17 protein-coding genes are annotated in these 22,572 nt (G+C 65.6%); 10 read left to right on the forward strand and 7 right to left on the reverse strand.

The genetic code is table 11. The features are described from left to right. Nucleotides 1-94: 94 nt before the first annotated feature. Nucleotides 95-898, reverse strand: coding sequence for a PEP-CTERM sorting domain-containing protein (locus CCO03_RS12865; RefSeq protein WP_157667677.1), 804 nt, complete (start codon nucleotides 896-898; stop codon nucleotides 95-97). Nucleotides 899-1,404: 506 nt separating this feature from the next. Between CCO03_RS12865 and rpoD the strand changes: the two genes are divergently transcribed. The 7 genes from rpoD (at nucleotide 1,405) to CCO03_RS12900 (ending at nucleotide 12,477) form a co-directional block, all read left to right on the forward strand. Continuing rightward, nucleotides 1,405-3,792, forward strand: coding sequence for an RNA polymerase sigma factor RpoD (gene rpoD / locus CCO03_RS12870; protein WP_087281641.1), 2,388 nt, complete (start codon nucleotides 1,405-1,407; stop codon nucleotides 3,790-3,792). Between the two features lie 291 nt (nucleotides 3,793-4,083). After that, nucleotides 4,084-4,632 (forward strand): septation protein A, encoded by a 549-nt coding sequence (locus CCO03_RS12875; RefSeq protein ID WP_087284660.1) that lies wholly within the window; start codon nucleotides 4,084-4,086, stop codon nucleotides 4,630-4,632. Continuing rightward, nucleotides 4,629-4,934: a BolA family protein gene (locus tag CCO03_RS12880; RefSeq protein WP_418236024.1), complete on the forward strand. Its 306-nt coding sequence runs from the start codon at nucleotides 4,629-4,631 to the stop codon at nucleotides 4,932-4,934. The genes CCO03_RS12875 and CCO03_RS12880 overlap by 4 nt, the downstream gene beginning before the upstream one ends. Before the next feature lie 49 nt (nucleotides 4,935-4,983). Next, on the forward strand, nucleotides 4,984-5,781 hold the full coding sequence (locus CCO03_RS12885) for a peptidylprolyl isomerase (RefSeq protein ID WP_087281643.1): 798 nt from the start codon (nucleotides 4,984-4,986) through the stop codon (nucleotides 5,779-5,781). 528 nt (nucleotides 5,782-6,309) lie between these two features. After that, nucleotides 6,310-7,776, forward strand: a complete 1,467-nt coding sequence (locus CCO03_RS12890) for a class I SAM-dependent methyltransferase (RefSeq protein WP_087281645.1) — start codon at nucleotides 6,310-6,312, stop codon at nucleotides 7,774-7,776. Nucleotides 7,777-7,841: 65 nt separating this feature from the next. After that, nucleotides 7,842-10,034, forward strand: a complete 2,193-nt coding sequence (locus CCO03_RS12895) for a FepA family TonB-dependent siderophore receptor (protein WP_087281647.1) — start codon at nucleotides 7,842-7,844, stop codon at nucleotides 10,032-10,034. Nucleotides 10,035-10,416: 382 nt separating this feature from the next. Next, complete coding sequence (locus CCO03_RS12900) at nucleotides 10,417-12,477, forward strand: peptidase U32 family protein (RefSeq protein WP_087281649.1); 2,061 nt, start codon at nucleotides 10,417-10,419, stop codon at nucleotides 12,475-12,477. A gap of 177 nt (nucleotides 12,478-12,654) precedes the next feature. On the opposite strand, the gene CCO03_RS12905 is transcribed toward CCO03_RS12900, so the two are convergent. Both CCO03_RS12905 and CCO03_RS12910 read right to left on the reverse strand, forming a co-directional pair. Beyond that, the gene (locus CCO03_RS12905) at nucleotides 12,655-13,512 is read right to left on the reverse strand and encodes a hypothetical protein (protein ID WP_087281651.1); all 858 of its coding nucleotides are present in this window, start codon (nucleotides 13,510-13,512) and stop codon (nucleotides 12,655-12,657) included. A gap of 37 nt (nucleotides 13,513-13,549) precedes the next feature. Then, nucleotides 13,550-14,290 carry a hypothetical protein gene (locus CCO03_RS12910; RefSeq protein ID WP_087281653.1) on the reverse strand — a complete coding sequence of 247 codons (741 nt, stop codon included), beginning with the start codon at nucleotides 14,288-14,290 and terminating at the stop codon, nucleotides 13,550-13,552. Between the two features lie 338 nt (nucleotides 14,291-14,628). On the opposite strand from CCO03_RS12910, the gene CCO03_RS12915 reads away from it, so the two are divergent. Next, nucleotides 14,629-15,075: a universal stress protein gene (locus CCO03_RS12915; protein ID WP_087284664.1), complete on the forward strand. Its 447-nt coding sequence runs from the start codon at nucleotides 14,629-14,631 to the stop codon at nucleotides 15,073-15,075. A gap of 468 nt (nucleotides 15,076-15,543) precedes the next feature. On the opposite strand, the gene acnB is transcribed toward CCO03_RS12915, so the two are convergent. The 4 genes from acnB to CCO03_RS12935 form a co-directional block, all read right to left on the reverse strand. Continuing rightward, nucleotides 15,544-18,132, reverse strand: a complete 2,589-nt coding sequence (acnB, locus tag CCO03_RS12920) for a bifunctional aconitate hydratase 2/2-methylisocitrate dehydratase (RefSeq protein ID WP_087281655.1) — start codon at nucleotides 18,130-18,132, stop codon at nucleotides 15,544-15,546. 104 nt (nucleotides 18,133-18,236) lie between these two features. Next, on the reverse strand, nucleotides 18,237-18,809 hold the full coding sequence (locus CCO03_RS12925) for a hypothetical protein (protein ID WP_087281658.1): 573 nt from the start codon (nucleotides 18,807-18,809) through the stop codon (nucleotides 18,237-18,239). Between the two features lie 319 nt (nucleotides 18,810-19,128). After that, nucleotides 19,129-19,935: a trans-aconitate 2-methyltransferase gene (tam, locus tag CCO03_RS12930; protein WP_087281660.1), complete on the reverse strand. Its 807-nt coding sequence runs from the start codon at nucleotides 19,933-19,935 to the stop codon at nucleotides 19,129-19,131. A 3-nt stretch (nucleotides 19,936-19,938) separates the two neighbouring features. Continuing rightward, on the reverse strand, nucleotides 19,939-20,925 hold the full coding sequence (locus CCO03_RS12935; protein WP_087281662.1) for a malate dehydrogenase: 987 nt from the start codon (nucleotides 20,923-20,925) through the stop codon (nucleotides 19,939-19,941). 307 nt (nucleotides 20,926-21,232) lie between these two features. Between CCO03_RS12935 and CCO03_RS12940 the strand changes: the two genes are divergently transcribed. Continuing rightward, on the forward strand, nucleotides 21,233-22,003 hold the full coding sequence (locus CCO03_RS12940; RefSeq protein WP_087281664.1) for a GntR family transcriptional regulator: 771 nt from the start codon (nucleotides 21,233-21,235) through the stop codon (nucleotides 22,001-22,003). A 109-nt stretch (nucleotides 22,004-22,112) separates the two neighbouring features. Then, nucleotides 22,113-22,565, forward strand: a complete 453-nt coding sequence (sdhC, locus tag CCO03_RS12945) for a succinate dehydrogenase, cytochrome b556 subunit (protein ID WP_087281666.1) — start codon at nucleotides 22,113-22,115, stop codon at nucleotides 22,563-22,565. Nucleotides 22,566-22,572: the final 7 nt, after the last annotated feature.

Here is a 22,572-nt window from a genome sequence, read left to right on the forward strand (position 1 = left end):
CGTCCACATCCGCCTGACCACCTGCGACTGCGTGGTGACCCGCGCCCAGGAAGCCGGCGAGCCGGTTCCCGAGGCCTGGCGCGCCAGTGGCTGATTAGCGAATGGCGCGACGGCGCATCCGATAGGCGCCAAAGGCAGCGATACCCAGCAGTCCGGCGAGCAGTCCGGTGTCGCTCACGGCTGGCACAGGTGCCACGGTGCCGCCGATTGCGCCGCGGCGGATGGCGGCGAAGCGCAAGGTGCCGCCCGCGTACAAAGCCTCGCCGAAGCCATCCCCCCAAAAATCGACCGTGGTGAAGCTACCCGAGTCGTCAATGGCGCCGATGAAGTTGGTGAATCGGCTCTCTGCGACCCAACCAGGGTTGTCGTTTTCGGACAGCGCGTTGGCGGGCAGCGTGGCGGCGCCGCCATTGAAGCGAATCCACAGACCCGAGCCCTCAGCCGGTACGCCATAGGTGCTTTGGATGGCGGCAGGACGCGTTGCCTCGTAACAACACGTCGCCCAGTCACCAATTTCCAGCCCAAACGCGTTCACCGGTGAAGAGAAGGTGAAGCGCAAGCCGGTTTTTTCGCCTGGAATGGTGTCGGATGGCTCCGTCCAGGGGCTGATGTCCCATGCCGGAGCGGTCAAATTGTCGTAGGTCGTCGTCCACCCGAGCGGGTTGCCGTCGAGACGAGTCACCGTCAACGTTGCCGGGTTGCCGTTGGCGTCGGTGTAGTTGTAGACCCCAACGCCGTTCACGACGGCCGTTTGAATCACGGTTCCACCCAGTGTGGTGACCCGGCTGTCAAATGTTGGGATCTGCCCGATGGGCACGTTCACAATTTCAACGGCGCTCTGTGCTGCGCCAGACCACATGCTTGCAGCAAGCGCTGCAGCCACCAGAATCTTCTTCATCATTCGTCCCAAATGTGTGATGCCGTCACGGCACCCCATCCCCTCCCGGTGGTGGTGCCGCTCGCCCCTTCGATTGGATACAAATGGAATCAAAAGGACAATCACTGAAATTGGTGATGTATGAACGTACAGTAATTTAAATTGGCGTGCCCCGCCTCGGCCAGGGTTTCAGCGCAGGGCTTGATCCCCTGACAGCGAAAGACCGCCACCGCCGGCAGCGAAGCCGAGGCGCCCGTGGCCCAACACCCGCACGGTATAATCCACGTTTCATCGCGGCAAGAGCGACAGCAGCACCTCCGGCCCGGCCAACACCCAAGCGTGGGTGCCCCGCAGGGGACGGCCACCCTACCGCAAGGACTGCACCCCAAATGATCGCCCATCCCCTTGCCCAACACACCTTGATGTGAGGCTTGCTGCCCCCACACCAGGGTGATCCGGCGCGCAGTGTCATGGCGCCATTCGTTTCCGCTTGAGATTGTTTCGTTCTTCTTGATCGAGGTTGATTCATGCCCACTGCGAAAAAGCCTGTCACTGCCGCCAAGACCGTCCCCGCAAAAAAAACACCTGCCCCAGCAGCCGTGAAAGCACCGCCCACCAAGGCCGGTGCAGGCAAGACCGCCGCCGGCAAGGCCCAGAGCACCATGACTCCTGCAGAAAAAGCCAACACCCCCTCGACCGATACCGAAGCACAACTGCTGCCTGAAGCCGCTGCCAAGAAGACCCCGCGCAAGACCGCTGCCAAGAAGGCCGACACCGACACCACCAAGGCGCCCGCCAAGCGCGGCCGCAAGCCCAGTGCGGCCAAGACCGCCAAGGGCAAGGGCAAGTCCGGCGACGACCTGGACGATGACGCCGACTTCAGCGACATCGAGGAAGACCTGACGGGCGACGAGCCCGAAGTCGTCGAAGCCGTCAGCGACGCCCCGGTCGAGAAGGCCAAGCCGCTGCGCATGAAGATCAGCAAGGCCAAAGAACGCGCCTTGATGAAGGAATTCGGCCTGGACGAAACCGTCCTGACCGAAGAGGAAATGGCCAAGCGCCGCAACACCCTCAAGGCCTTGCTGAAGCTGGGCAAGACGCGGGGCTTCCTGACGCACGCCGAAATCTCCGACCACTTGCCGGACAAGCTGGTCGACGCCGAAACGCTGGAAGTCGTCGTGGCCATGCTGGTCGACATCGGCGTGCAGGTGTTCGAGCAGACCCCTGACGCCGACACCCTGCTGCTGTCGAACGCCACCGGCACCGTGGCCACCGAAGAAGAAGCCGAGGAAGAAGCCGAAGCCGCCCTGTCCAACGTGGACTCGGAGTTCGGCCGCACCACCGACCCCGTGCGCATGTACATGCGCGAAATGGGCTCGGTCGAGCTGCTCACGCGCGAAGGCGAAATCGAGATCGCCAAACGCATCGAAGGCGGCCTGATGGACATGATGGAAGCGATCAGCGGCTGCCCCGCCACCATCGCCGAAATCCTGGCCATGATGGAAGAAATCCGTGGCGGCGCCACCAAGGCCGTCATCTCGCAGGTGGTGGACGGCTTCGTCGACGCCGACGCCAACGACGACTACGTGGCCGAGGAAGACTTCGACGAGTACGACGAAGAAGACGATGACGACGGCAAGGGCGGCTCCAAGGCCCTGACCAAGAAGCTCGAAGAGCTGAAAAACCAGGCCCTGGCGCGCTTTGACGTGATCGCCGGCCACTTCGACAAGATGCGCCGCATCTACGAGAAGGAAGGCTGGGGCACGCCCGCCTACATGAAGGAGCAGACCGCGCTGTCGGCCCAGCTGATGTCGATCCGCCTGACGGCCAAGACCATCGAAAAGCTGTGCGACACCGTGCGCGGCCACGTGTCCGAGGTGCGCCAGCACGAGCGCGAGCTGCGCAAGATCATCGTGGACAAGTGCGGCTACCCGCAGATGGACTTCATCACCGCCTTCTCGGGCAAGGATGCCAAGGGCAACAAGGTGCAAAGCCACCTGCTCGACCTGAAGTGGATCGAGAAGCAAGCCGCCGCCGGCAAGCCCTGGAGCGCCATCATGGAGCGCAACATCCCGCCGGTTCAGGACCTGCAACAGAAGCTGCTGGACCTGCAGAGCAAGGTCGTGGTGCCGCTGGAAGAGCTCAAGGAGATCAACAAGCGCATGAACGCCGGCGAGGCCAGCTCGCGCGATGCCAAGAAGGAGATGATCGAGGCCAACCTGCGCCTGGTGATCTCCATCGCCAAGAAGTACACCAACCGTGGCCTGCAGTTCCTGGACCTGATCCAGGAAGGCAACATCGGCTTGATGAAGGCGGTCGACAAGTTCGAATATCGCCGCGGCTACAAATTCTCGACCTACGCCACGTGGTGGATCCGCCAGGCCATCACGCGCTCGATCGCCGACCAGGCGCGCACCATCCGCATTCCGGTGCACATGATCGAGACCATCAACAAGATGAACCGCCTGTCGCGCCAGCACCTGCAGGAGTTCGGCTTCGAGCCCGACGCCGCCATGCTGGCCGAGAAGATGGAGATCCCCGAGGACAAGATCCGCAAGATCATGAAGATCGCCAAGGAGCCGATCTCCATGGAAACGCCGATCGGCGACGACGACGATTCGCACCTGGGCGATTTCATCGAGGACAGCACCAACACCGCGCCCATCGAAGCCGCGCTGCAGGCTGGCCTGCGCGACGTGGTGAAGGACATCCTCGATTCGCTGACGCCGCGCGAGGCCAAGGTGCTGCGCATGCGCTTCGGCATCGAGATGTCGACCGACCACACGCTGGAGGAAGTCGGCAAGCAGTTCGACGTGACGCGTGAGCGCATCCGCCAGATCGAGGCCAAGGCACTGCGCAAGCTCAAGCACCCGAGCCGCTCGGACAAGCTGCGCAGCTTCGTCGACACGCAGTGAGTGCTGGCGCGACCGGTCCGCACCGGTTGCATCGCCATCCTTGACACAGCCCGGCCCCTGCCGGGCTGTGTCGTTTCAAGCAGTATGAGCCCATTGCCGTTGATCAGATAACGGCCACGCATCCATACTCCACTTATCAGATCATTCAACTCGCCTGAGCGTCCCATGCTGCTCGTCCTCGAGCGCCGGCAACCGGCCACGCCCGCCCGTCCACCCCGGCACTGCGCGCCCTTTGACGGCCTGCGACAATGGCGCCCCCTGTTCCGTTTGCCAGCGCTGCGTGTCACACCCATGAAACTGCTGCTCGATTTCTTCCCCATCCTGGCCTTTTTCGTCGCCTACAAACTCGACGACATCTACACCGGGACGGCGGTGCTCATGGCCTGCACGGTGCTGCAGATGGGCATCGTCTACGCCATGGAACGCAAGCTGGAGACCATGCAAAAGGCCACGTTGGTGCTCATCCTGGTGTTCGGCGCGCTGACCCTGGGCCTGCATGACGACCGCTTCATCAAGTGGAAGCCCACGGTGCTTTACGTCGCCATCGCGCTGGTGTTGGCCGTGGGCCAATGGGGCTTCAAGAAGAACCTGTTCAAGACCATGATGGGCAGCCAGCTGCCGCTGCCCGACCGCATCTGGGGCCATCTGTCGGCCTCGTTCATCGTGTTTTCGCTGTTCATGGCCGGGCTCAATGCCTGGGTGGCCACCTATTTGTCCACCGAGGCCTACATGAATTTCAAGCTCTGGGGCTTCGCCATCCCGGTCGTGTACTTCGTCGGCTTTGGCTACTACGCCATGCGCCACATGCAGGACACCAACCCCACGGAGCCGCAGGCATGAGCGCGCCCGACGGGGGCAGCCTGCACGCCACGCGGGCCGACCGCATGGCCCAAACCCTGCGCACCGCCCTGCCCGGCGCCAGTGTCGAGGTCATCGACGAGAGCTGGGAACACGCCGGCCACAGCGGGGCCAACGAGGCTGGTCTGGGCACCCACATGCGCGTGCGCATCCAGGCCGCGCAGCTGCACGGTTTGTCACGCGTGGCCCAGCATCGCCTTGTGTATGATGCCCTGCGCCCGTATGTGGAGGGCGAAGGCGTGCATGCCCTGGCGATCGAAGCCAAGGCACTGCCACCCGCTTGAGCCTGTGCTCCGCCCTCTGCAGCGACATTCCCATTCAAACAGGCAATCCATGAAATCGAACGCTATTCGCACCGTGGCCGCCGCCGCGTTGCTCGCGGCTTTGGCTGCTCCTGCCTTTGCGCAAAACATCGCCATCGTCAACGGCAAGGCCATCCCCAGCGCGCGCCTGAAGGCCGTTGAAGGCCAGCTCGAGCGCATGGGCCGCCCGGTGTCCCCCGAAGTGCGTGAACAGCTGAAAAAGCGCCTGATCGATCAGGAAGTGCTGGCCCAGGCCGCCGAACAGGCCGGCGTGACCCGCACGCCCGAGTACAAGGCCGGCATGGAAGACGCCCGGCAGATGGTGCTGATCAATGGCCTGCGCGAGCAGTACCTCAAGGCCAACCCGGTGACGGAAGCCGACGCCAAGGCCGAGTACGACCGCCTGGTGGCGGCCCAGAGTGGCGACGAGTACCGTGCCCACCACATCCTCGTCGAGAAAGAAGGCGAGGCAAAAGACCTGATTGCCAAAATCAAGGCCGGTGGCAACTTCGAGGAATTGGCCAAGCAACACTCCAAGGACCCGGGTTCCGGCGCCCGGGGTGGCGATTTGGACTGGGCGCCCGCCAGCGCCTACGTGGGCGAGTTCGGCACTGCCCTGAAAGCCCTGAACAAGGGCGACATCACACAAACCCCGGTCAAGACGCAATTTGGCTACCACGTCATTCGCCTGGACGACAAACGCGCCAGCCAGGCCGCCAGCCAGATTCCACCGTTTGAACAGGTGCAGGCCCAGGTCAAGGAGCAGCTGCAGCAGCAAAAGCTCGGCGCCTACATGAAGAAACTGATCGACGGCGCCAAGGTCCAGTGACCTGACCGCCCTTCGGGCGGCGCCTCGCTCCATCAGCCCCGCATGGCATTGCGCCTGCGGGGCTTTTCTTTTGCCCCGCCAACGGGTCATTGCAGGACACCTCCGCACGACCCGTGCAGCCCTTCGACAAAAGCCCGGGACACGATTTCTCCCAGCTCCCAGCTCCCAGCCCCCAGCTCCCAGCTCCCAGCTCCCAGCTCCCAGCTCCCAGCTCCCAGCTCCCAGCTCCCAGCTCCCAGCTCCTGCTGAACCGCCGTCCGGCATCGGTTCCCGCCATCGAGCAGCTTTACCGAACCCTTACAAGAGGCCTAACCATTACACAATTAAAATACGAATGATTCGCATTTGTTAAATCAACTTCAACAAGGACACCATGCAACCGCCCGTTGCAACGCTGTACCGGCCGCGCGCAGCACGTGCCCACCGCTTCCTCGCCCCTGCTGTGACACCCTCTTCTCCTCGGCAAGCCCTCCTCGGCACCCGGCATCACAGCTGCGCCAGCGCAGGCGCCACCCAGCAGGTGGCGCCGTGACCAGCCGCTTCACCGATCCCGCGCACCCGCAGTCCCTGCAACCAGCGCCACCCGGCCTGCACGCGGGCTACATCCAGGATGTGCTCTACCCGCGGCATGTTTTCCGCGAAACCATGCCCGTGTGGACCGCCTCGGTGCTCACAGCCCTGGGCCGCCGAGCCCCGGACCTCACCCAGCCGTACACCTTGCTTGAACTGGGCTGCGGCCAGGGGCTGGGGGTGGTCATGGCTGCAGCCATCAATCCCCTGGGGCAATTCCTGGGGATGGACATCAACCTGCAGGCCATCCGCCAGGCGCGGGCGCTGGCCGAGACGGCCGGCGTGGCCAATGCCCGCTTTGTCTGCCTGGACGTCGAAGCCCCTGCATCCGAACATGCGCTGCCGGCCTGCGACTTCATCGTCGTCCATGGCCTTTATTCCTGGGTGGGCGACACCCAGCGGGCCGCCATTCGCCGCTGGGCTACCCAGCTGTTGAAGCCCGGTGGCGTGTGCCATCTGGGCTACCTCACGCAACCTGGCTCGGCTTCCTTTGCCGCCGCGCAGCGCCTGATGCACCTGAGCAGCGCCCGCACGGCCGGCGGCAGCACCCACAAAGTGCGCCATGCCGCCGCATGGATTCATCAACTCGCGGGTGCAGGCCTGGGCTACTTCCAGGACGTGCCGGATGCGTTGGCCAACGTCCCCAGCCTGCAGGAGCTGGCCGACGACGAGGCCGCCGCCTACCACGCACACGACCTGCTGAACCCGCACTGGGATGCCCTGCACGTCAGCGACGTCATCGCCAGCATGGCCCATGCGGGCTGCGACTACGCCGGCAGCGCCTCCCCGCTCGACAACATCGACGCCGCCTCGTTACCACTGCAGGCGCAGGCGCTGTTGGCCGACTTGCGGCGGCAAGGCGCCAGCGTGGCCGAGCAGGAAACCTTCAAAGACCTGGCCCGCAACCAGCACGCACGCTTCGACCTGTACCAGCGCCACCACCCCGAGGGCAACCTGCTGCCCGAGGCGGCGCATCGCCACACTTTGTTGCAGCAGCGCGTGGGCCTGCTGCCCGAAGCCCCGCACGTCGAAAGCCCCACGGGCATGTTGACGCTGCAAAGCCGCATCGGCCCCATCCAGTTGCCGATGTCGCATGTGGCGCCCCTGCTGGGCGCCTTGCAGCACGGCCCACGCAGCTACGCCGAATTGGCGCAGTTGCCCGCCTATGCGCAGCGGCCCGGTGAACTCAACAGCCTGCTGCAGCTGCTGCAGTGGGCCAACTGGCTGCATCCCCTGCGGCCCGATGCGGGCCCTCAAACCTCGAGCGAGCCGGCCGCCCACCGGTTGAATGCCGTGCTCTCGGATCAGCCTGCGCCCTTCAACGGCGCCGTCCTGGCCTGCGCGCCCATCGGGTCGGCCTGCGCCATCCCCGAGGGCGGACTGTCGCCACACCACCACGCGCGCATGGCCGTGAAGGCCCCGTGATCGCCTGGCCCGCGTCGCTCACATCCCGCTTTTCATCCCACCTCCTTGAGAAAGGACGATTCACCATGTCCCAACACCTTGGCCGCGCCGTGACCTTCCGTCGGCACGCCCTCGCCTCCGCCGCGGCATCCTGCCTGTCCCTGCTGGCCCTGTCGGCCCACGCCCAGGCGCCGGCCACCGGCGAAGCCGTTCAGCAGCTCGATGCCGTGACGGTCACCGCCGAAGAGCAGCTGCGCCAGTCCCTGGGGGTCTCGGTCATCACCGAAAGCGACCTGGAAAAACGCCCGCCCGCCAACGACCTGTCGGAAATCCTGCGCACCCAGCCCGGCGTCAACCTGACGGGCAACAGCTCGGGCGGCAGCTATGGCAACCAGCGCCAGATCGACCTGCGCGGCATGGGGCCTGAGAACACCATGATCCTGATCGACGGCAAGCCGGTGCTGTCGCGCAATGGCGCCCAGATGCGCCGCAGCGGTGAGCGCGACACCGGCGGCGACACCAACTGGGTGCCTGCCGACCAGATCGAAAGCATCGAGATCATCCGCGGCCCGGCCGCCGCCCGCTATGGCTCGGGCGCGGCGGGGGGCGTGGTCAACATCATCACCAAGAAGCCGACCAAGAAGCTCTCGGGCGGCGTGACCCTGTACGGCAGCACCGAAGACGGTGGCGGCGACACGCGCCGCGCGGGCTTCAACCTGTCGGGCCCGCTCAGCGACACGCTGTCGTTCCGCCTGTATGGCAACGTGGCCAAGACCGGCGCCGAAGACATCGACACCAACGTCGGCGCGGACGGTCGCTTTCTGGCCGCCGGCCACGAAGGCCGCCGCAACCGCGACCTGAACGGCCTGCTGCGCTGGCAGCTGACCCCCGATCAGGTGCTCGAGTTCGAAGCCGGCTTCAGCCGCCAGGGCAACATCTACACCGGCGAATCGGTCACCGGCACGACCGATCCGGCGTCCGAATCGGCATCGGCCCAACTGATCGGCTCCGAGGTTCGGCGCGTGTACCGCCAGACGGCCGCGGTGACCCACCGCGGCAAATGGGGTGACCTCGGCAATTCCCGCGTGATCTTCCAGTACGAGAACACCCGCACCGCCAACTGCCAGAAAGGCACCGCCGGCAGCGGCGACGGCAACTGCAACAGCACGACCGTGTTCCCCGTGTCGGCGCTGAAGAACTACTTCGCCAACGGCGAGCTGTACACGCCGCTGACCATCGGGGGCTTCCGGCAGATGCTGACCACCGGCATCGAGTACCGAAAAGAACAGCTGCGCGACGACAACGTCGCCGCCTGGGATGCCAGCGCCGCCACAGCCAACACGCTGGCCTTCTACCTCGAGGACAACATCTCGCTCAGCAGCAAGCTGATCCTGACGCCCGGTGTGCGCCTGGACCACCACGAGAAGTTCGGCAACAACTGGAGCCCCAGCCTGAACGCCACCTATGAGCTGACGCCGGACTGGACGCTCAAGGGCGGCATCGCCCGCGTGTTCAAGGCCCCCAACGTCTACCAGACCAACCCCGGCTACCGCTGGTCGAGCATGGGCAACGGCTGCAACGGCCTGGGCCAGTGCGAGATCCTGGGCAACCCCGACCTGAAGCCCGAAATCAGCGTGAACAAGGAACTGGGCCTGGCCTGGAACCCGAACAACGGCTGGTCCGCCAGCATCGCCTACTTCCGCAACGACTACAGCAACAAGATCGGCACCGACCTCACCTTCCTGGAATTCAACCCCAGCAACGGCCTGATGACCACCCGCTGGGTGAACACCGGCAAGGCGCTGATCCATGGCCTGGAAGGCAGCTTCACCATCCCGCTGCTGGGCGACGAGGGCCGCACGCTGAAGCTGAGCAACAACTACACCCTGATGTTCAGCAACAAGAGCAAGGACACCGAGCAACCCGTGTCCATCATCCCCAAATACACCCTCAACAGCACGCTGGATTGGCAGGTAACGCCGCAGTTCTCTGCCCAGCTGCATGGCACGTTCTACGGCCGGCAGAAGCCGCGCACGCTGAACGTCGCCAACAGCGACGTGCCCATCACCGAAGGCGGCCTGGCCGAGCTGGGCGCTTACGCCATGGCCAGCCTCAGCGGCTCTTACCAGTTCGACAAGAACACCCGCCTGAGCGCCGGCGTGACCAACCTGTTCAACAAGAAGATCTCGCGCCAGTCCAACAACTCGCAGTCGGCCGGCGCCTTCACCTACAACGAGCCCGGGCGCGGCTTCTACATCAGCCTGAACAGCACCTTCTGATCACGGCACCTCTGACGGCGCCTCAGCCGGCACCTCGGCCGGCCACCTCCGATTGACCCGCACCGGATCCCGCCGATCCGGTGCGCCGCCCGCACGGCCTGCAGCGCTGCTACGGCTCATCGGCGTCGTACCGAGTATGGCCCCTTGCTCGTCCAAGAGAAAAAGGCAAGCCATCCATACTCGTGCTGACGCATGCGCCGAACGACACTGCGGCCGAACGGTGCCCGTCACCTGCGCGCACCTGGCGCCCACGCCGGGCGCCACTAGACGGCGGCGCTCAGGCGCCGCGAGCGGTCGGCGGGCCGCAGGGCATGCCGCAAGGCGTCCATCCTGAAGCGGCGCCGCCTGCAGGCCGACAGCCGCGCGGCGATAATCGCGCCCCATGTCCCTCGCCCCCCACCTTCTCGAATTGCTGGCGCCTGCGCGCACGGTCGACATCGGCCTGGAAGCGCTCAAGCACGGCGCCGACGCCATCTACATCGGCGGCCCTGGCTTTGGCGCCCGCGCCAGCGCCGGCAATTCGCTGCAAGACATCGCGCGCCTGACCGCGCAGACGCGCCGCTATGGCGCCCGCGTGTTCGTCACCCTCAACACCATCTTGCGCGACGACGAACTCGAGCCCGCGCGCCAGCTCATCTGGCAACTGTACGACGCCGGCGCCGACGCGCTCATCATCCAGGACATGGGCCTGCTGGAGCTGGACCTGCCCCCCATCCAGCTGCACGCCAGCACGCAAACCGACATCCGCACGCCCGAGAAGGCGCGCTTTCTGCAGGACGCGGGCCTGTCGCAAATCGTGCTGGCGCGCGAGCTGACGCTCGAGCAGATTGCCGCCTGCCGCACCGCCACCGACCCCGAGCGCTGCACCATCGAGCACTTCGTGCATGGCGCGCTCTGCGTGGCCTACAGCGGCCAGTGCTACATCAGCCATGCGCACACCGGCCGCAGCGCCAACCGCGGTGACTGCTCTCAGGCCTGCCGCCTGCCCTACCAGGTGGTCGACAGCCAGGGCCGCTTCGTCGCGCACGACAAACACGTGCTGTCCATGAAGGACAACAACCAGTCGGATAACCTGCGCGCCCTCATCGACGCTGGCGTGCGCAGCTTCAAGATCGAGGGCCGCTACAAGGACATGGGCTACGTGAAGAACATCACCGCCCATTACCGGCAACTGCTCGACGAGGTGCTGGACGAGCGCCCCGAGCTGGCCGCGTCGTCCTCTGGGACCTGCACGTTCACCTTCACGCCCGATCCGAATCAGAACTTCAACCGCGAGTTCACCGACTACTTTTCGAACGGCCGCCAGATCGACATCGGCGCCTTCGATTCGCCCAAGAACCCGGGCCAGCCCATCGGCTGGGTGCGGCAGGTCGGCACCCAGTCCTTCGAGCTGCAGCTGGACGACGACACCCAGCGCCTCGCCAACGGCGATGGCCTGTGCTACCTGGACTCACAGAAAGAACTGGTGGGCGCGCAAGCCAACCGCGTGGAAGACCTGGGCGGCGGCGTGTGGCGCGTGTTCCCCAAAGACCCCATCGCCCCGGCTGCGGGCCGCGCCCCGGCCAGCGGCACGTCAGGCGGCAGCCGCGGCGCCAGTGGCGCGCAGCTGCATGACCTGCGCAAGGGCACCATCATCAACCGCAACCGCAGCATGGACTGGGTGCGCACGCTGGAGCGCCCCTCGGCTGAGCGCCGCATCGGCGTGTGGCTCACGCTGGCCGAGCTGGCCGACGGCAGCGGCCTGTCGCTGACCATGGTGGACACCGATGGCAACACGGGGTATGCATCCATCGCCGTTGAAAAACAAACAGCAAACGACGCATACTCCGCCAATGAAACCACAGCCACCGGCCTGCGCAAACTGGGGGACTCCCTCTACACCGCGCTGGACGTGCAGCTGAACTGGGCCAGCCCCTGGTTCGTGCCGGCCTCGCAACTCAAGCACCTGCGCCGCGAAGCCGTGGCCGCACTCGATGCCGCCCGCGCCGCCGCCTTCGTGCGCCTGCCGCGTGCCCTGCCTGTTGAACCGCCCACGCCGTACCCCGAAGACACGCTCAGCTACCTGGCCAACGTGTTCAACCACAAGGCGCGTGACTTCTACGCCCGGCATGGCGTCAAGGTCATCGCCGCCGCGTACGAAAGCCAGGAGGAAGAAGGCGAAGTCAGCTTGATGATCACCAAGCACTGCGTGCGCTTTTCCTTGAGCCTGTGCCCCAAGCAGGCCAAGGGCGTGATTGGCGTGAAAGGCACGGTGAAGGCCGAGCCGCTGCAGCTCATCAACGGCAAAGAGAAACTCACCCTGCGCTTTGACTGCAAGCCCTGCGAGATGCACGTGGTCGGCAAGATGAAACGCAGCGTGATGAACGAGCACCGCCGCAGCGCCGATGCCGCCCTGGCGCAAGGGGTGCCGATGCAGTTCTACCGCACGCGTCCCGCGCCCTGAACACGCGCCGGTCCTGCAAGCGCGGTTCACACAGCCGTGCTTCGCCTCATCAGCAGTATGGTCCGCTTCATGGCCAGGGACTGAAGCCCAGTGAGTGTCCTGGCCAGCTCCGCGCGCTGGCGCGGTTAACCGGCATGGCCGCATGGCGATCCGCGCTCGAGCGCCGCGGAAACGTGTTCAGGGGCTGGGCGCCACCACCACCGACCACGTGACCGAGCGACGTGTCACGGGTTGAAGCCCCGTGCCGTTTTCAGGCGAAGCCCGCAGCACGATGCGCTGTCCGATCGAGACCGGCACCGCGCCTGTCACGGCACAGCCCGTGTCACTCCCCGCGACCGTACAGCTCAGGCCCGCCATGGCCGTCCCATCGACGAACACGGTGAACACATAGCGCCTGGACCCATTGCCTGCTGCGCCGCTGAGCTGCACCTGCAGCCGTTGCAGGGTGCCTGCCAGCGGCATCAGCAAGCCATGCGCATTGCGTGCACTGATCTCGGCTTCGCTGCTGTTGGTCGTGATGCCTGCCGAGTCGAAGCCCGCGATGCCGATGAACGAATTCCAGTTGCTGGCGGTGACCACCTCGCCGCCTGAACTGCCGAAGAGCACGACCTTGGCATCGCTGGCATTGCCGGGAACGCCTTGGATGCCTTGGGGACCTTGAAGGCCCTGAATCCCCTGCGGCCCCGGGGGTCCGGCCTCGCCCGGTGCACCCACCGGCCCCGGAGGCCCAATCGGCCCCGTGGGTCCGGCGGGACCCACCGGACCTTGTGGCCCCTCGGTGCCCGCGCTGGTGCTCAGGTTGCCGGCGCCATCCACCTGCACATAGCCGGCGCCACCGCCGCCCAGCCCGGGCAAGCGCAGAGCCCCGGGCACATTCACGCTCTGGTCGTTGTTGAACTGGGCGATGGGGTCGCCGCCCGGCGTGCGAACCTCCACCCCGTTGGTGCCCGAGAGGCTGACCTGGGCCTGGACGGTGCCGCCGATCAGCAGCAAAGCGGGCACGAGGGCCGAAAAACAGGAAATGCGTGTGTTCATGGTGAGAAGCAATTCGGACAGGTGAGAGGTCGCGCCGTCAACGGCCAAGGGGAGCGCCAGCCCCTGAGCGCGAACGCTGGCGCCAGCGTCCAGCCGTTGCCAGCACGCCCGCGATCAGCACGCCCAGGCTCCAGGGCCCGCCCAGGGGCACGGGGGCAACGACACCGGCCCCGGGCGCGGCCGGCTGGAACCAGTTGGGCGCCACGCCCCCGGCGATGAGGTTGTGCTGCGTGGGCGCCAGGTGCTGGCCCCCGCGCGCGTCCACGTTGTCGACCCCCACCGCCTCGATGGCCTGCGTGCCTTCGGGCAACAAGCTCAGGCGGGCCGTGCCCCCCTGCCCTCTGAGGGTCTGACCCTGCAGGGTGAGCAGGCCGGCCACCTGCTGCTCGCTGCCCGCTGCCCACAGCAGCGTCTGGCCGGCCGCCGTGGCCTGCAGCGTCTGGAAGCGGTTGTTGCCTGTGAACGTGGTGGTGTCGCTGCAGGCACCGTCGACATCGACCGTGCCGTCGCCGGCTGTGAAGGCACCGGCGTTGTGCCAGCCCAGGGACACGTCGAGCTGGGCGCCACCGCTGACCGCCAGGTGCCCGCCCGCCTCGATGGTGAGGGTGCGCACCCGGCTCAGGTGAGCCCCCTGCAGCTGCAAGGTGCCTTGCACCAGCACGTCTTCACAGCTCAAGTCCACGTCGATGGCCCAGGCGGCCGTGTCGCCGGCCGGCACCACGATGCCCTGCGCCATCGCCGCCGAGGCGCCCAGCACCGCCGCAGTGGCCAGGACCAAGGCGGCCCGCCTGAGCCTGCGGGGACGCGTGCCTCGCGGAGGAATCGCCCCACCTGCGGAGCGTGTCTGCCTGGTTCCAGCCGTCAAAATGACCCACCATGTTGCTCAAAAGATGCGCAAATGTGCATTATTTTGATTACATCCCATGCAGGTAGAAACCCTTATTCACGTCTTGTGACAGACCGCCCGCCTTTGGGTGTAGGGCTCGGAGGGTGCGTTCAGACCACTGTCTGGCAAGCTCAGGGCGCCCTTCTCCCGCCCTCGGCCAAGCCCTTGCAGCCTTGCGCTAGCATGGGCCTCAGCCATGTGCCGCATGGCGGTTGCCCAAGGAGAAGCCCATGAACATCCTGCTGCCCGTCGATGGCTCGGCGCTGTCGGTTCACGAAGTGCGTTTTGCGCTGCGGCTGGTCGAAGAAGGCTTGCGTGCCGAATTCGTGCTGGCCAACGTGCAGGAGCCCGCCACCTTCTTCGAGGTGGTGACGGCCAGGGAGCCCGAGCTGATCGAGCATGCCGCCCGCGAAGCCGGCCGCGACATGCTGCACGAACCCACGCGCCTGTTGCAGCAGGCCGGCGTGCCCTTCGACAGCGAGGTGCTGTCCGGCGATCCGGTGCAGGCCATGCTGGACCTGATCGGCACCCACGACATCGACCTGGTGGTCATGGGCACGCGGGCCCTGGGCTGGATCCGCGAAGCGCTGGAAGGCTCCACCTCGCGGCGGTTGCTGCAGTACTCGCCCGTGCCGGTGCTGCTCGTCAAGCCGCCAGTGGCCGACGATGAGCCGTGACCATCCAACAAAGGGGTATCACACCACTCTCGTTTTTCAATAAACAGGAATTGATCCATACTGCATAAACACATGAACATCGCGGCGCGCACCATGCTGAGGGCCGACACGTTGGACACGTAACCCGCCAGCTGAGCCCGGCCCCCAGAAACGCCTTGTTGTGGGTGTTCACGCGGTGTCGGCTGGCCGTGCTCCAGCGTGCACCCGGCGCAGGCCCTGTGCAATGCGTGGCACCGCTGACGTCCACTGCGTCTGGCACTGCGCCCATCGGTGAAGGCCATGCCACGCACGATCCAGGTGGGCAGCTGCCCTGCGGTCTCCGGGCGCAGCCGCCAGATCAGGGTGCGGCAGTCGGCACCCACTCTGGCGCCGCCGCAGATTGACCTGGCCGAGCCACCGCCGCACCCATGAAAAAACCCGCCTGGGCACGCCCAGGCGGGTTTTCAACGCGGGAAGGAATCCGGAGGATCAGACCTTCTCGGCGGCTTCCACGTACTCGGGGATTTCGTTGAAGTTCATGTAGCGGTAGACGCTGGCCTTGTCGGCATCGATCACGCCCATTTCCTTCAGGTACTCCTCACGCGTGGGCAGCTTGCCCAGACGCGACGCGATGGCCGCCAGCTCGGCCGAGCCCAGGAACACGTTGGTGTTCTTGCCCAGGCGGTTCGGGAAGTTGCGGGTGGAGGTGGAGATGACCGTTGCGCCTTCACGCACCTGCGCCTGGTTGCCCATGCACAGCGAGCAGCCCGGCATTTCGGTGCGCGCACCGGCCGTGCCAAAGGCGGCGTAATGGCCTTCCTTGATCAGCTCGCTCTCGTCCATCTTGGTCGGCGGTGCGACCCACAGCTTGACCGGGATGTCGCGCTGGCCACCCAGCAGCTTGGCGGCGGCGCGGAAGTGGCCGATGTTGGTCATGCACGAGCCGATGAAGGCTTCGTCGATCGGGGTGCCGGCCACTTCGGACAGGAACTTGGCATCGTCCGGGTCGTTCGGGCAGCAGACGATGGGCTCTTTGATGTCGGCCAGGTCGATCTCGATCACGGCGGCGTACTCGGCGTCCTTGTCGGCTTCGAGCAGCTCGGGCTTGGCCAGCCAGGCCTCGACCTTCTCGATGCGGCGCTGCAGCGTCTTCGCGTCGGCATAGCCGTCGGCGATCATGTTCTTCATCAGAACGATGTTCGAGGTCAGGTACTCCTTGATCGGCTCGGGGTTGAGCTTGATCGTGCAGCCGGCGGCCGAGCGCTCGGCGGAGGCGTCGGACAGCTCGAAGGCCTGCTCCACCTTCAGGTCCGGCAGACCTTCGATTTCCAGGATCTTGCCGGAGAAGATGTTCTTCTTGCCGGCCTTGGCCACGGTCAGCAGACCGGCCTTGATGGCGTACAGCGGAATGGCGTGCACCAGGTCACGCAGCGTCACGCCGGGCTGCAGCTCGCCCTTGAAGCGCACCAGCACCGACTCGGGCATGTCCAGCGGCATCACACCGGTGGCGGCACCGAAGGCCACCAGGCCCGAACCGGCCGGGAAGGAAATCCCGATGGGGAAACGCGTGTGCGAGTCGCCGCCCGTGCCCACGGTGTCGGGCAGCAGCAGGCGGTTCAGCCAGCTGTGGATCACACCGTCGCCCGGACGCAGGGCCACGCCGCCGCGGTTGGAGATGAAGGCCGGCAGCTCGCGGTGCGTCTTCACGTCCACGGGCTTGGGGTAGGCGGCGGTGTGGCAGAAGGACTGCATGACCATGTCGGCCGAGAAGCCCAGGCAGGCCAGGTCCTTCAGCTCGTCGCGGGTCATCGGGCCCGTGGTGTCCTGCGAGCCGACGGTGGTCATGCGGGGTTCGCAGTAGGTGCCGGGGCGCACGCCCTGACCTTCGGGCAGGCCGACGGCGCGGCCGACCATCTTCTGCGCCAGCGTGAAGCCGGCCTTGGATTCGGCGGGGGCTTGCGGCAGGCGGAAGGCGGTGGACGCCGGCAAGCCCAGGAATTCGCGCGCCTTGGCCGTCAGCGAACGGCCGATGATCAGGTTGATGCGGCCGCCGGCCTGCACTTCATCCAGCAGCACGTCGGACTTGAGCGCGAAGTCGGCGACCTTGGCCCCGGCCTTCTCGATCTTGCCCGCGTACGGGAAGATGTCGATCACATCGCCCATCTCCAGGCTGGACACGTCCACTTCGATGGGCAGCGCGCCCGAGTCTTCCTGCGTGTTGAAGAAGATGGGGGCGATCTTGCCACCCAGCGTGACGCCACCAAAGCGCTTGTTGGGCACGAAGGGGATGTCCACGCCCGTGCCCCAGATGATGGAGTTGGTGGCGGACTTGCGCGACGAGCCGGTGCCGACCACGTCACCCACGTAGGCGACCAGGTGGCCCTTCTTTTTCAGGTCCTCGATGAACTGCATCGGGCCGCGCTTGCCGTCTTCTTCGGGCTTGAAGGCCGCGTCGGGACGCGTGTTCTTCAGCATGGCCAGGTAGTGCAGCGGGATGTCCGGACGGCTCCAGGCATCGGGTGCGGGCGACAGGTCGTCGGTGTTGGTTTCGCCGGGCACCTTGAACACGGTGACGGTGATCTTCTCTTCGACCTTGGGACGGCTCGTGAACCACTCGGCATCGGCCCAGCTCTGCATCACGTCCTGCGCCTTGGCGTTGCCGGCCTTGGCCTTGGTTGCGACGTCGTTGAAGAAGTCGAACATCAGCAGCGTCTTCTTCAGCGCCTCGGCCGCCACGCCCGCCACTTCGGCGTCGTCCAGCAGCTCGATCAGCGGGTGCACGTTGTAGCCGCCCACCATGGTGCCCAGCAGCTCGGTGGCCTTGGCCTTGGAGATCAGACCAACCTGGAGGTCGCCATGCGCCACGGCGGCCAGGAAGCTGGCCTTCACCTTGGCGGCATCGTCCACACCTGGGGGCACGCGGTAGGTCAGCAGCTCGAGCAGTTCAGCCGTGTCCTGGCCAGCAGGCGGATTCTTGATCAACTCGATCAATTCGGCGGTTTGCTTGGCGTCGAGCGGCAATGGGGGAATGCCCAGTGCGGCGCGTTCTGCGACATGCTTCTTGTACTCTTGCAACATCGTTGTTCCTGCGTGAGGTCGGTCTAGGATCGTGGGACACAGGCGGCTCGCCTGTGCGTCATGGGGGCCAGGCCAGGCCCGGCTGCGCGGAGGACCGCGTCAAATCAGTTGTCGAACAGACCCTTGCCCTTGGGCGCCGTCTTCATGGCCTCGGCCACGTCGTGCTGCTGGCGGGTCTTGCAGTCGTCGGCAATGCGCTCGCCCTTGCGCTGGTTCATCAGCATGGACTTGTTGCCCAGCTGCAGCCAGACGGCGCCCGAGCGGGCGTCTTCCAGACGAACGGCACCCGTGCGGCTTTCCACGGGGTGCATGTAGAAGCGCTCCTTGCCCGAGACGACGTTGAAGAAGCCGGGGTTGTTGGTGTCTTCGCTGACCGAGATGTTGGCGCCCAGCTCGCACTGGATGCTGCCGGTGTACACCGTCTTCGCGATGGCCAGCTCGCCGTCCGTCAAGCGCTTGGTGGCCGATTGCACCGGGGTCGTGGCTTCAACGGCCTTCTTCACGGTGGCCTTGTTGCGCACCTGGGGCTGCTTCTTCGCCGGCGCCTTTTTCTGGGGGGTGGCCTTCTTGGCCGGAGTTGCCGCCTTCTTGGCTGCAGCCGGCTTGTCTGCGGCTTGCACGTTCAGGGCAACCGGCATGGCCAGGGACAGCGCGACGACAAGGGGAAGGAACTTCATGGGAGGTGCCTTTGAGGATGAGGCTGATGAAATGGCCCACGCACCGCGCGTGGGCATGCGTCCACAAACCCTGGCTGCATGAAGCCCATGGATTTGCGCAGCCGCAGTGTAGGTTCAAAGCTTGGTCTGTGCCCCGGCAAAACGTGCCAAGGCGTCAGCTTGTTCACACCTGCCCCTCGGCCGCATGGCGGCCGCGTGTCGGAGTGAGGTGCCATGGCGGTGAATCGCCGTGCCGACGGCAGTATGACCCTGCTGCCGTTGTTACAAAAACGACGATGGCGCCATACTCCGCGCCCATGACGCACAACAGGCACACCTTTCACGGCTGTCTCCGCGCCACCATGAACAGGCGGGGAAACGCCAGCAGGCGCTGGCCATCGGCCCGGGCGGGATAGGCGGCATCCACCCGGCGTTCGTACTCGGCCAGGAAGCTGGGCTGCAGCTCGGCCGGCAGCCCCTCGACAAAGGGTTTCAGCCCCGTGCTGCTCAGCCACTGGACGATGGCCGCCGCCGACGCCATGGGGTGTTGGTAAACGGTGTGCCACACATCGACACTGGCGGCCTGGCGCTCCGGCGCGGCCAGCAGGTCGTAGTAGGCGCCAATGGGCAGGATCTCGGTGCGCACCTGGTCGGCATCGCCGATGTGGGGCGCAAACGCTGGCAGCCTGGCGACCTCGCGCATCAGGCGGTGCGAGGGCTCCTGCCGGTTGTCAGGCATCTGCACGGCCAGCACCCCACCGGGGGCCAACTGCGCGAACAGACGCGGAATGAGGGTGTCGTGCCCGCCCACCCACTGCAGGGCGGCATTGGCATAGATCAGGTCGGGTGCGGGCTGGCCGGCAGACACCGTCCAGGTCGCGATGTCGCCCTGCTCGAAACGAGCCTGGGGCAAGGCTTGGCGCGCGGTCTGCAGCATGGCGTCGGAGGTGTCGACGCCCAGCACCTGGGCACCGGCAAATCGCTCGACCAGCAACGCCGTGGAGTTGCCCGGCCCGCAGCCCAGATCCACGATGTGGAGGCTGCGGGTCGTGGCATCGACCGGAGGCACCCGCGCCAACAGCTCTGCCGCCGGGCGCGTGCGCTCGCTGGCAAAGCGCAGGTACAGCGCGGGGCTCCAGTCTTGCATGGCTTACAGCAGGTGCTTGACGCCGTCTTGTTCGCCTTGCAGCTCGGCCAGGGTCTTGTCGATGCACTCTTGCGAGAAGGCGTCGATCTCCAGACCTTCGACGATCTTGTATTCGCCGTTTTCGGTGGTCACGGGGAAGCCGAACACGATGCCTGCAGGGATGCCGTATTCACCGTTGGAGGGCACGCCCATGGTCACCCATTCGCCGTTCGAGCCCAGGGCCCAGTCGCGCACGTGGTCGATGGCGGCGTTGGCGGCCGAGGCAGCCGACGACAGGCCGCGGGCAGCGATGATGGCGGCGCCGCGCTTGCCCACGGTGGGCAGGAACACATCCTTGTTCCAGGCCTGGTCGTTGATCATGTCCTTGACCGACTTGCCGTCCACGGTGGCGAAGCGGTAGTCGGCGTACATGGTGGGCGAGTGGTTGCCCCACACGGTCAGCTTCTTGATGTCGCCGACCTTGAAACCGGCCTTGGCAGCCAGTTGCGAGGCCGCGCGGTTGTGGTCCAGGCGCAGCATGGCGGTGAAGTTCTTGGCCGGCAGATCCGGGGCCGACTTCATGGCGATGTAGGCGTTGGTGTTGGCGGGGTTGCCCACGACCAGCACCTTCACGTTGCGCGAAGCCACGGCGTTCAGGGCCTTGCCCTGGGCCGTGAAGATCTGGGCGTTGGCGGCCAGCAGGTCGGCACGCTCCATGCCGGGGCCACGGGGACGGGCGCCGACCAGCAGGGCGTAATCCGTGTCCTTGAAGGCTTGCAGGGGGTCGGAATGGGCTTCGATGCCGGCCAGCAGCGGGAACGCGCAGTCTTCCAGCTCCATGATCACGCCTTTGAGGGCGTTTTGGGCCTTCTCATCGGGGATTTCGAGCAACTGCAGGATGACCGGCTGATCCTTGCCCAGCATTTCGCCAGAGGCGATGCGGAACAGCAGGGCGTAACCAATTTGGCCAGCGGCGCCGGTAACGGCCACGCGCACGGGTTGCTTGCTCATGAGAGAACTCCAGAAAATCCAGAAAAGGGAGTGCAGGCGAGCGCCGATTCATGATGCCCGGACACCGACCTGCGACAGGTTTGTGCATGCACCCGCACCGACAAGGCACGCGCGCATGCGGGAAAACACGCATCCAAGTGTACCCGCAAACGCATCTCTCGGGGCATTTTGTCTTATGTCTTATATAAGATATCATATGCTCAACCACTGGCCCAGATACATCTTTGGCGCCTGCTTTTTCCCTCCCCGCGGCCGGCTGTGTCCTGGATGGATTCAACACACGGGACAGCTTCACTGCGACCTCACCATGGCCAAGACTGCGATTCCAGACGCGCCCGAAGGCAAAGCCCAGACGCCCGCGTTCAGCCCGCTCTACCAGCAGATCAAGCAGTTGATCCTGGGCAGCCTGCAGCAGGGCGAATGGCAACCCGGCGAGGCCATCCCCAGCGAGCTGGAGCTCGCAGCCCGCTTCAAGGTCAGCCAGGGCACCGTGCGCAAAGCCATCGACGAGCTGGCGGCCGAGAACCTGGTCGTGCGCCGCCAGGGGCGTGGCACCTTCGTCGCCACCCATGCCGAACAGCACACCCAATACCGCTTTTTGCGGCTGGTGCCCGACAGCGGCTCGCTGGACAGCGAAGGCCCGGCCCAGCGCGACATCGTCGCCTGCAAACGCATGCGTGCCGCGGGTGATGTGGCCCAAGCGCTGGCGCTGCGCGCCGGTGAGCCTGTGCTCCAGATCACGCGTCTGCTCACCTTCCAGGGCGTGCCGACCATCCTGGAAGACCTGTGGTTGCCGGCCACGCCCTTCAAAGGGCTCACCGCCGAGCGCCTGGCCGACTACCACGGCCCCATGTACGCCATGTTCGAGGCCGAATTCGGCGTGCGCATGGTGCGCGCCAGCGAGCAGATCCGCGCCGTGGTGGCGCACGACGAGCAAGCCCAGCTGCTGGCAGTATCGACCGGAAGCCCTTTGCTGAGTGTCGAAAGAACCGCATACACCTACAACGACATCCCCATGGAGTGGCGTCGCGGCCTGTACCGCACCGACACCCACCACTACCACAATGAACTGAGCTGAGTTGTGAAGGCGATGGCGCACAGGTGCCACATGCCCCTGCGGCTTGCAATAGAATTTACAGGTTTTCCCTAGCGTTTCGCTCAAACGTCATCACCCCTCGGATACCCACATGACAGAAGCAACCAAATCCGCCAAAGCGGTGCGGCCGGAGTTCCGCAACATCAACCTGCTCTCGGACGTCAGGACTTACCGCCTGCCCGCAGCCGGCATCGTGTCGATCCTGCACCGCGTCAGCGGCGCCGTGCTCTTTGTGCTGTTGCCTTTCATCGTTTGGTTGTTCGACAAATCGGTGTCGTCCGAAATTTCGTTCGGCGAGTTCACAAGCGCCTTTTCGGCTGGTCTGGGCGGCGTGCCCGGCTGGTTCATCAAGCTCGTGACCCTGGCCATCATCTGGGCCTACCTGCATCACTTCTGCGCTGGCGTGCGTCACCTGTACATGGACTTCACCCACAAGGTGAGCAAGGAGTTCGGCAAGTCGTCGGCCACCGCCACGCTCGTGATCTCGCTGCTGCTGACCGCAGCCCTGGGCGCCAAGCTGTTCGGCGTGTTCGGCGCGCACTGATCGACCT

The sequence above is a fragment of the Comamonas serinivorans genome (assembly GCF_002158865.1).
In the GTDB taxonomy this organism is placed as follows: Bacteria; Pseudomonadota; Gammaproteobacteria; order Burkholderiales; family Burkholderiaceae_C; genus Comamonas_E; species Comamonas_E serinivorans.

Coding starts and splice junctions, on each gene's coding strand:
- CCO03_RS12900 (WP_087281649.1), top strand. CDS start 10,417: ATGTCCCTCGCCCCCCACCTTCTCGAATTGCTGGCGCCTGCGCGCACG.
- rpoD (WP_087281641.1), top strand. CDS start 1,405: ATGCCCACTGCGAAAAAGCCTGTCACTGCCGCCAAGACCGTCCCCGCA.
- CCO03_RS12940 (WP_087281664.1), top strand. CDS start 21,233: ATGGCCAAGACTGCGATTCCAGACGCGCCCGAAGGCAAAGCCCAGACG.
- CCO03_RS12875 (WP_087284660.1), top strand. CDS start 4,084: ATGAAACTGCTGCTCGATTTCTTCCCCATCCTGGCCTTTTTCGTCGCC.
- tam (WP_087281660.1), bottom strand. CDS start 19,935: ATGCAAGACTGGAGCCCCGCGCTGTACCTGCGCTTTGCCAGCGAGCGC.
- CCO03_RS12905 (WP_087281651.1), bottom strand. CDS start 13,512: ATGAACACACGCATTTCCTGTTTTTCGGCCCTCGTGCCCGCTTTGCTG.
- CCO03_RS12880 (WP_418236024.1), top strand. CDS start 4,629: ATGAGCGCGCCCGACGGGGGCAGCCTGCACGCCACGCGGGCCGACCGC.
- CCO03_RS12915 (WP_087284664.1), top strand. CDS start 14,629: ATGAACATCCTGCTGCCCGTCGATGGCTCGGCGCTGTCGGTTCACGAA.
- acnB (WP_087281655.1), bottom strand. CDS start 18,132: ATGTTGCAAGAGTACAAGAAGCATGTCGCAGAACGCGCCGCACTGGGC.
- CCO03_RS12925 (WP_087281658.1), bottom strand. CDS start 18,809: ATGAAGTTCCTTCCCCTTGTCGTCGCGCTGTCCCTGGCCATGCCGGTT.
- CCO03_RS12885 (WP_087281643.1), top strand. CDS start 4,984: ATGAAATCGAACGCTATTCGCACCGTGGCCGCCGCCGCGTTGCTCGCG.
- CCO03_RS12895 (WP_087281647.1), top strand. CDS start 7,842: ATGTCCCAACACCTTGGCCGCGCCGTGACCTTCCGTCGGCACGCCCTC.
- sdhC (WP_087281666.1), top strand. CDS start 22,113: ATGACAGAAGCAACCAAATCCGCCAAAGCGGTGCGGCCGGAGTTCCGC.
- CCO03_RS12935 (WP_087281662.1), bottom strand. CDS start 20,925: ATGAGCAAGCAACCCGTGCGCGTGGCCGTTACCGGCGCCGCTGGCCAA.
- CCO03_RS12865 (WP_157667677.1), bottom strand. CDS start 898: ATGAAGAAGATTCTGGTGGCTGCAGCGCTTGCTGCAAGCATGTGGTCT.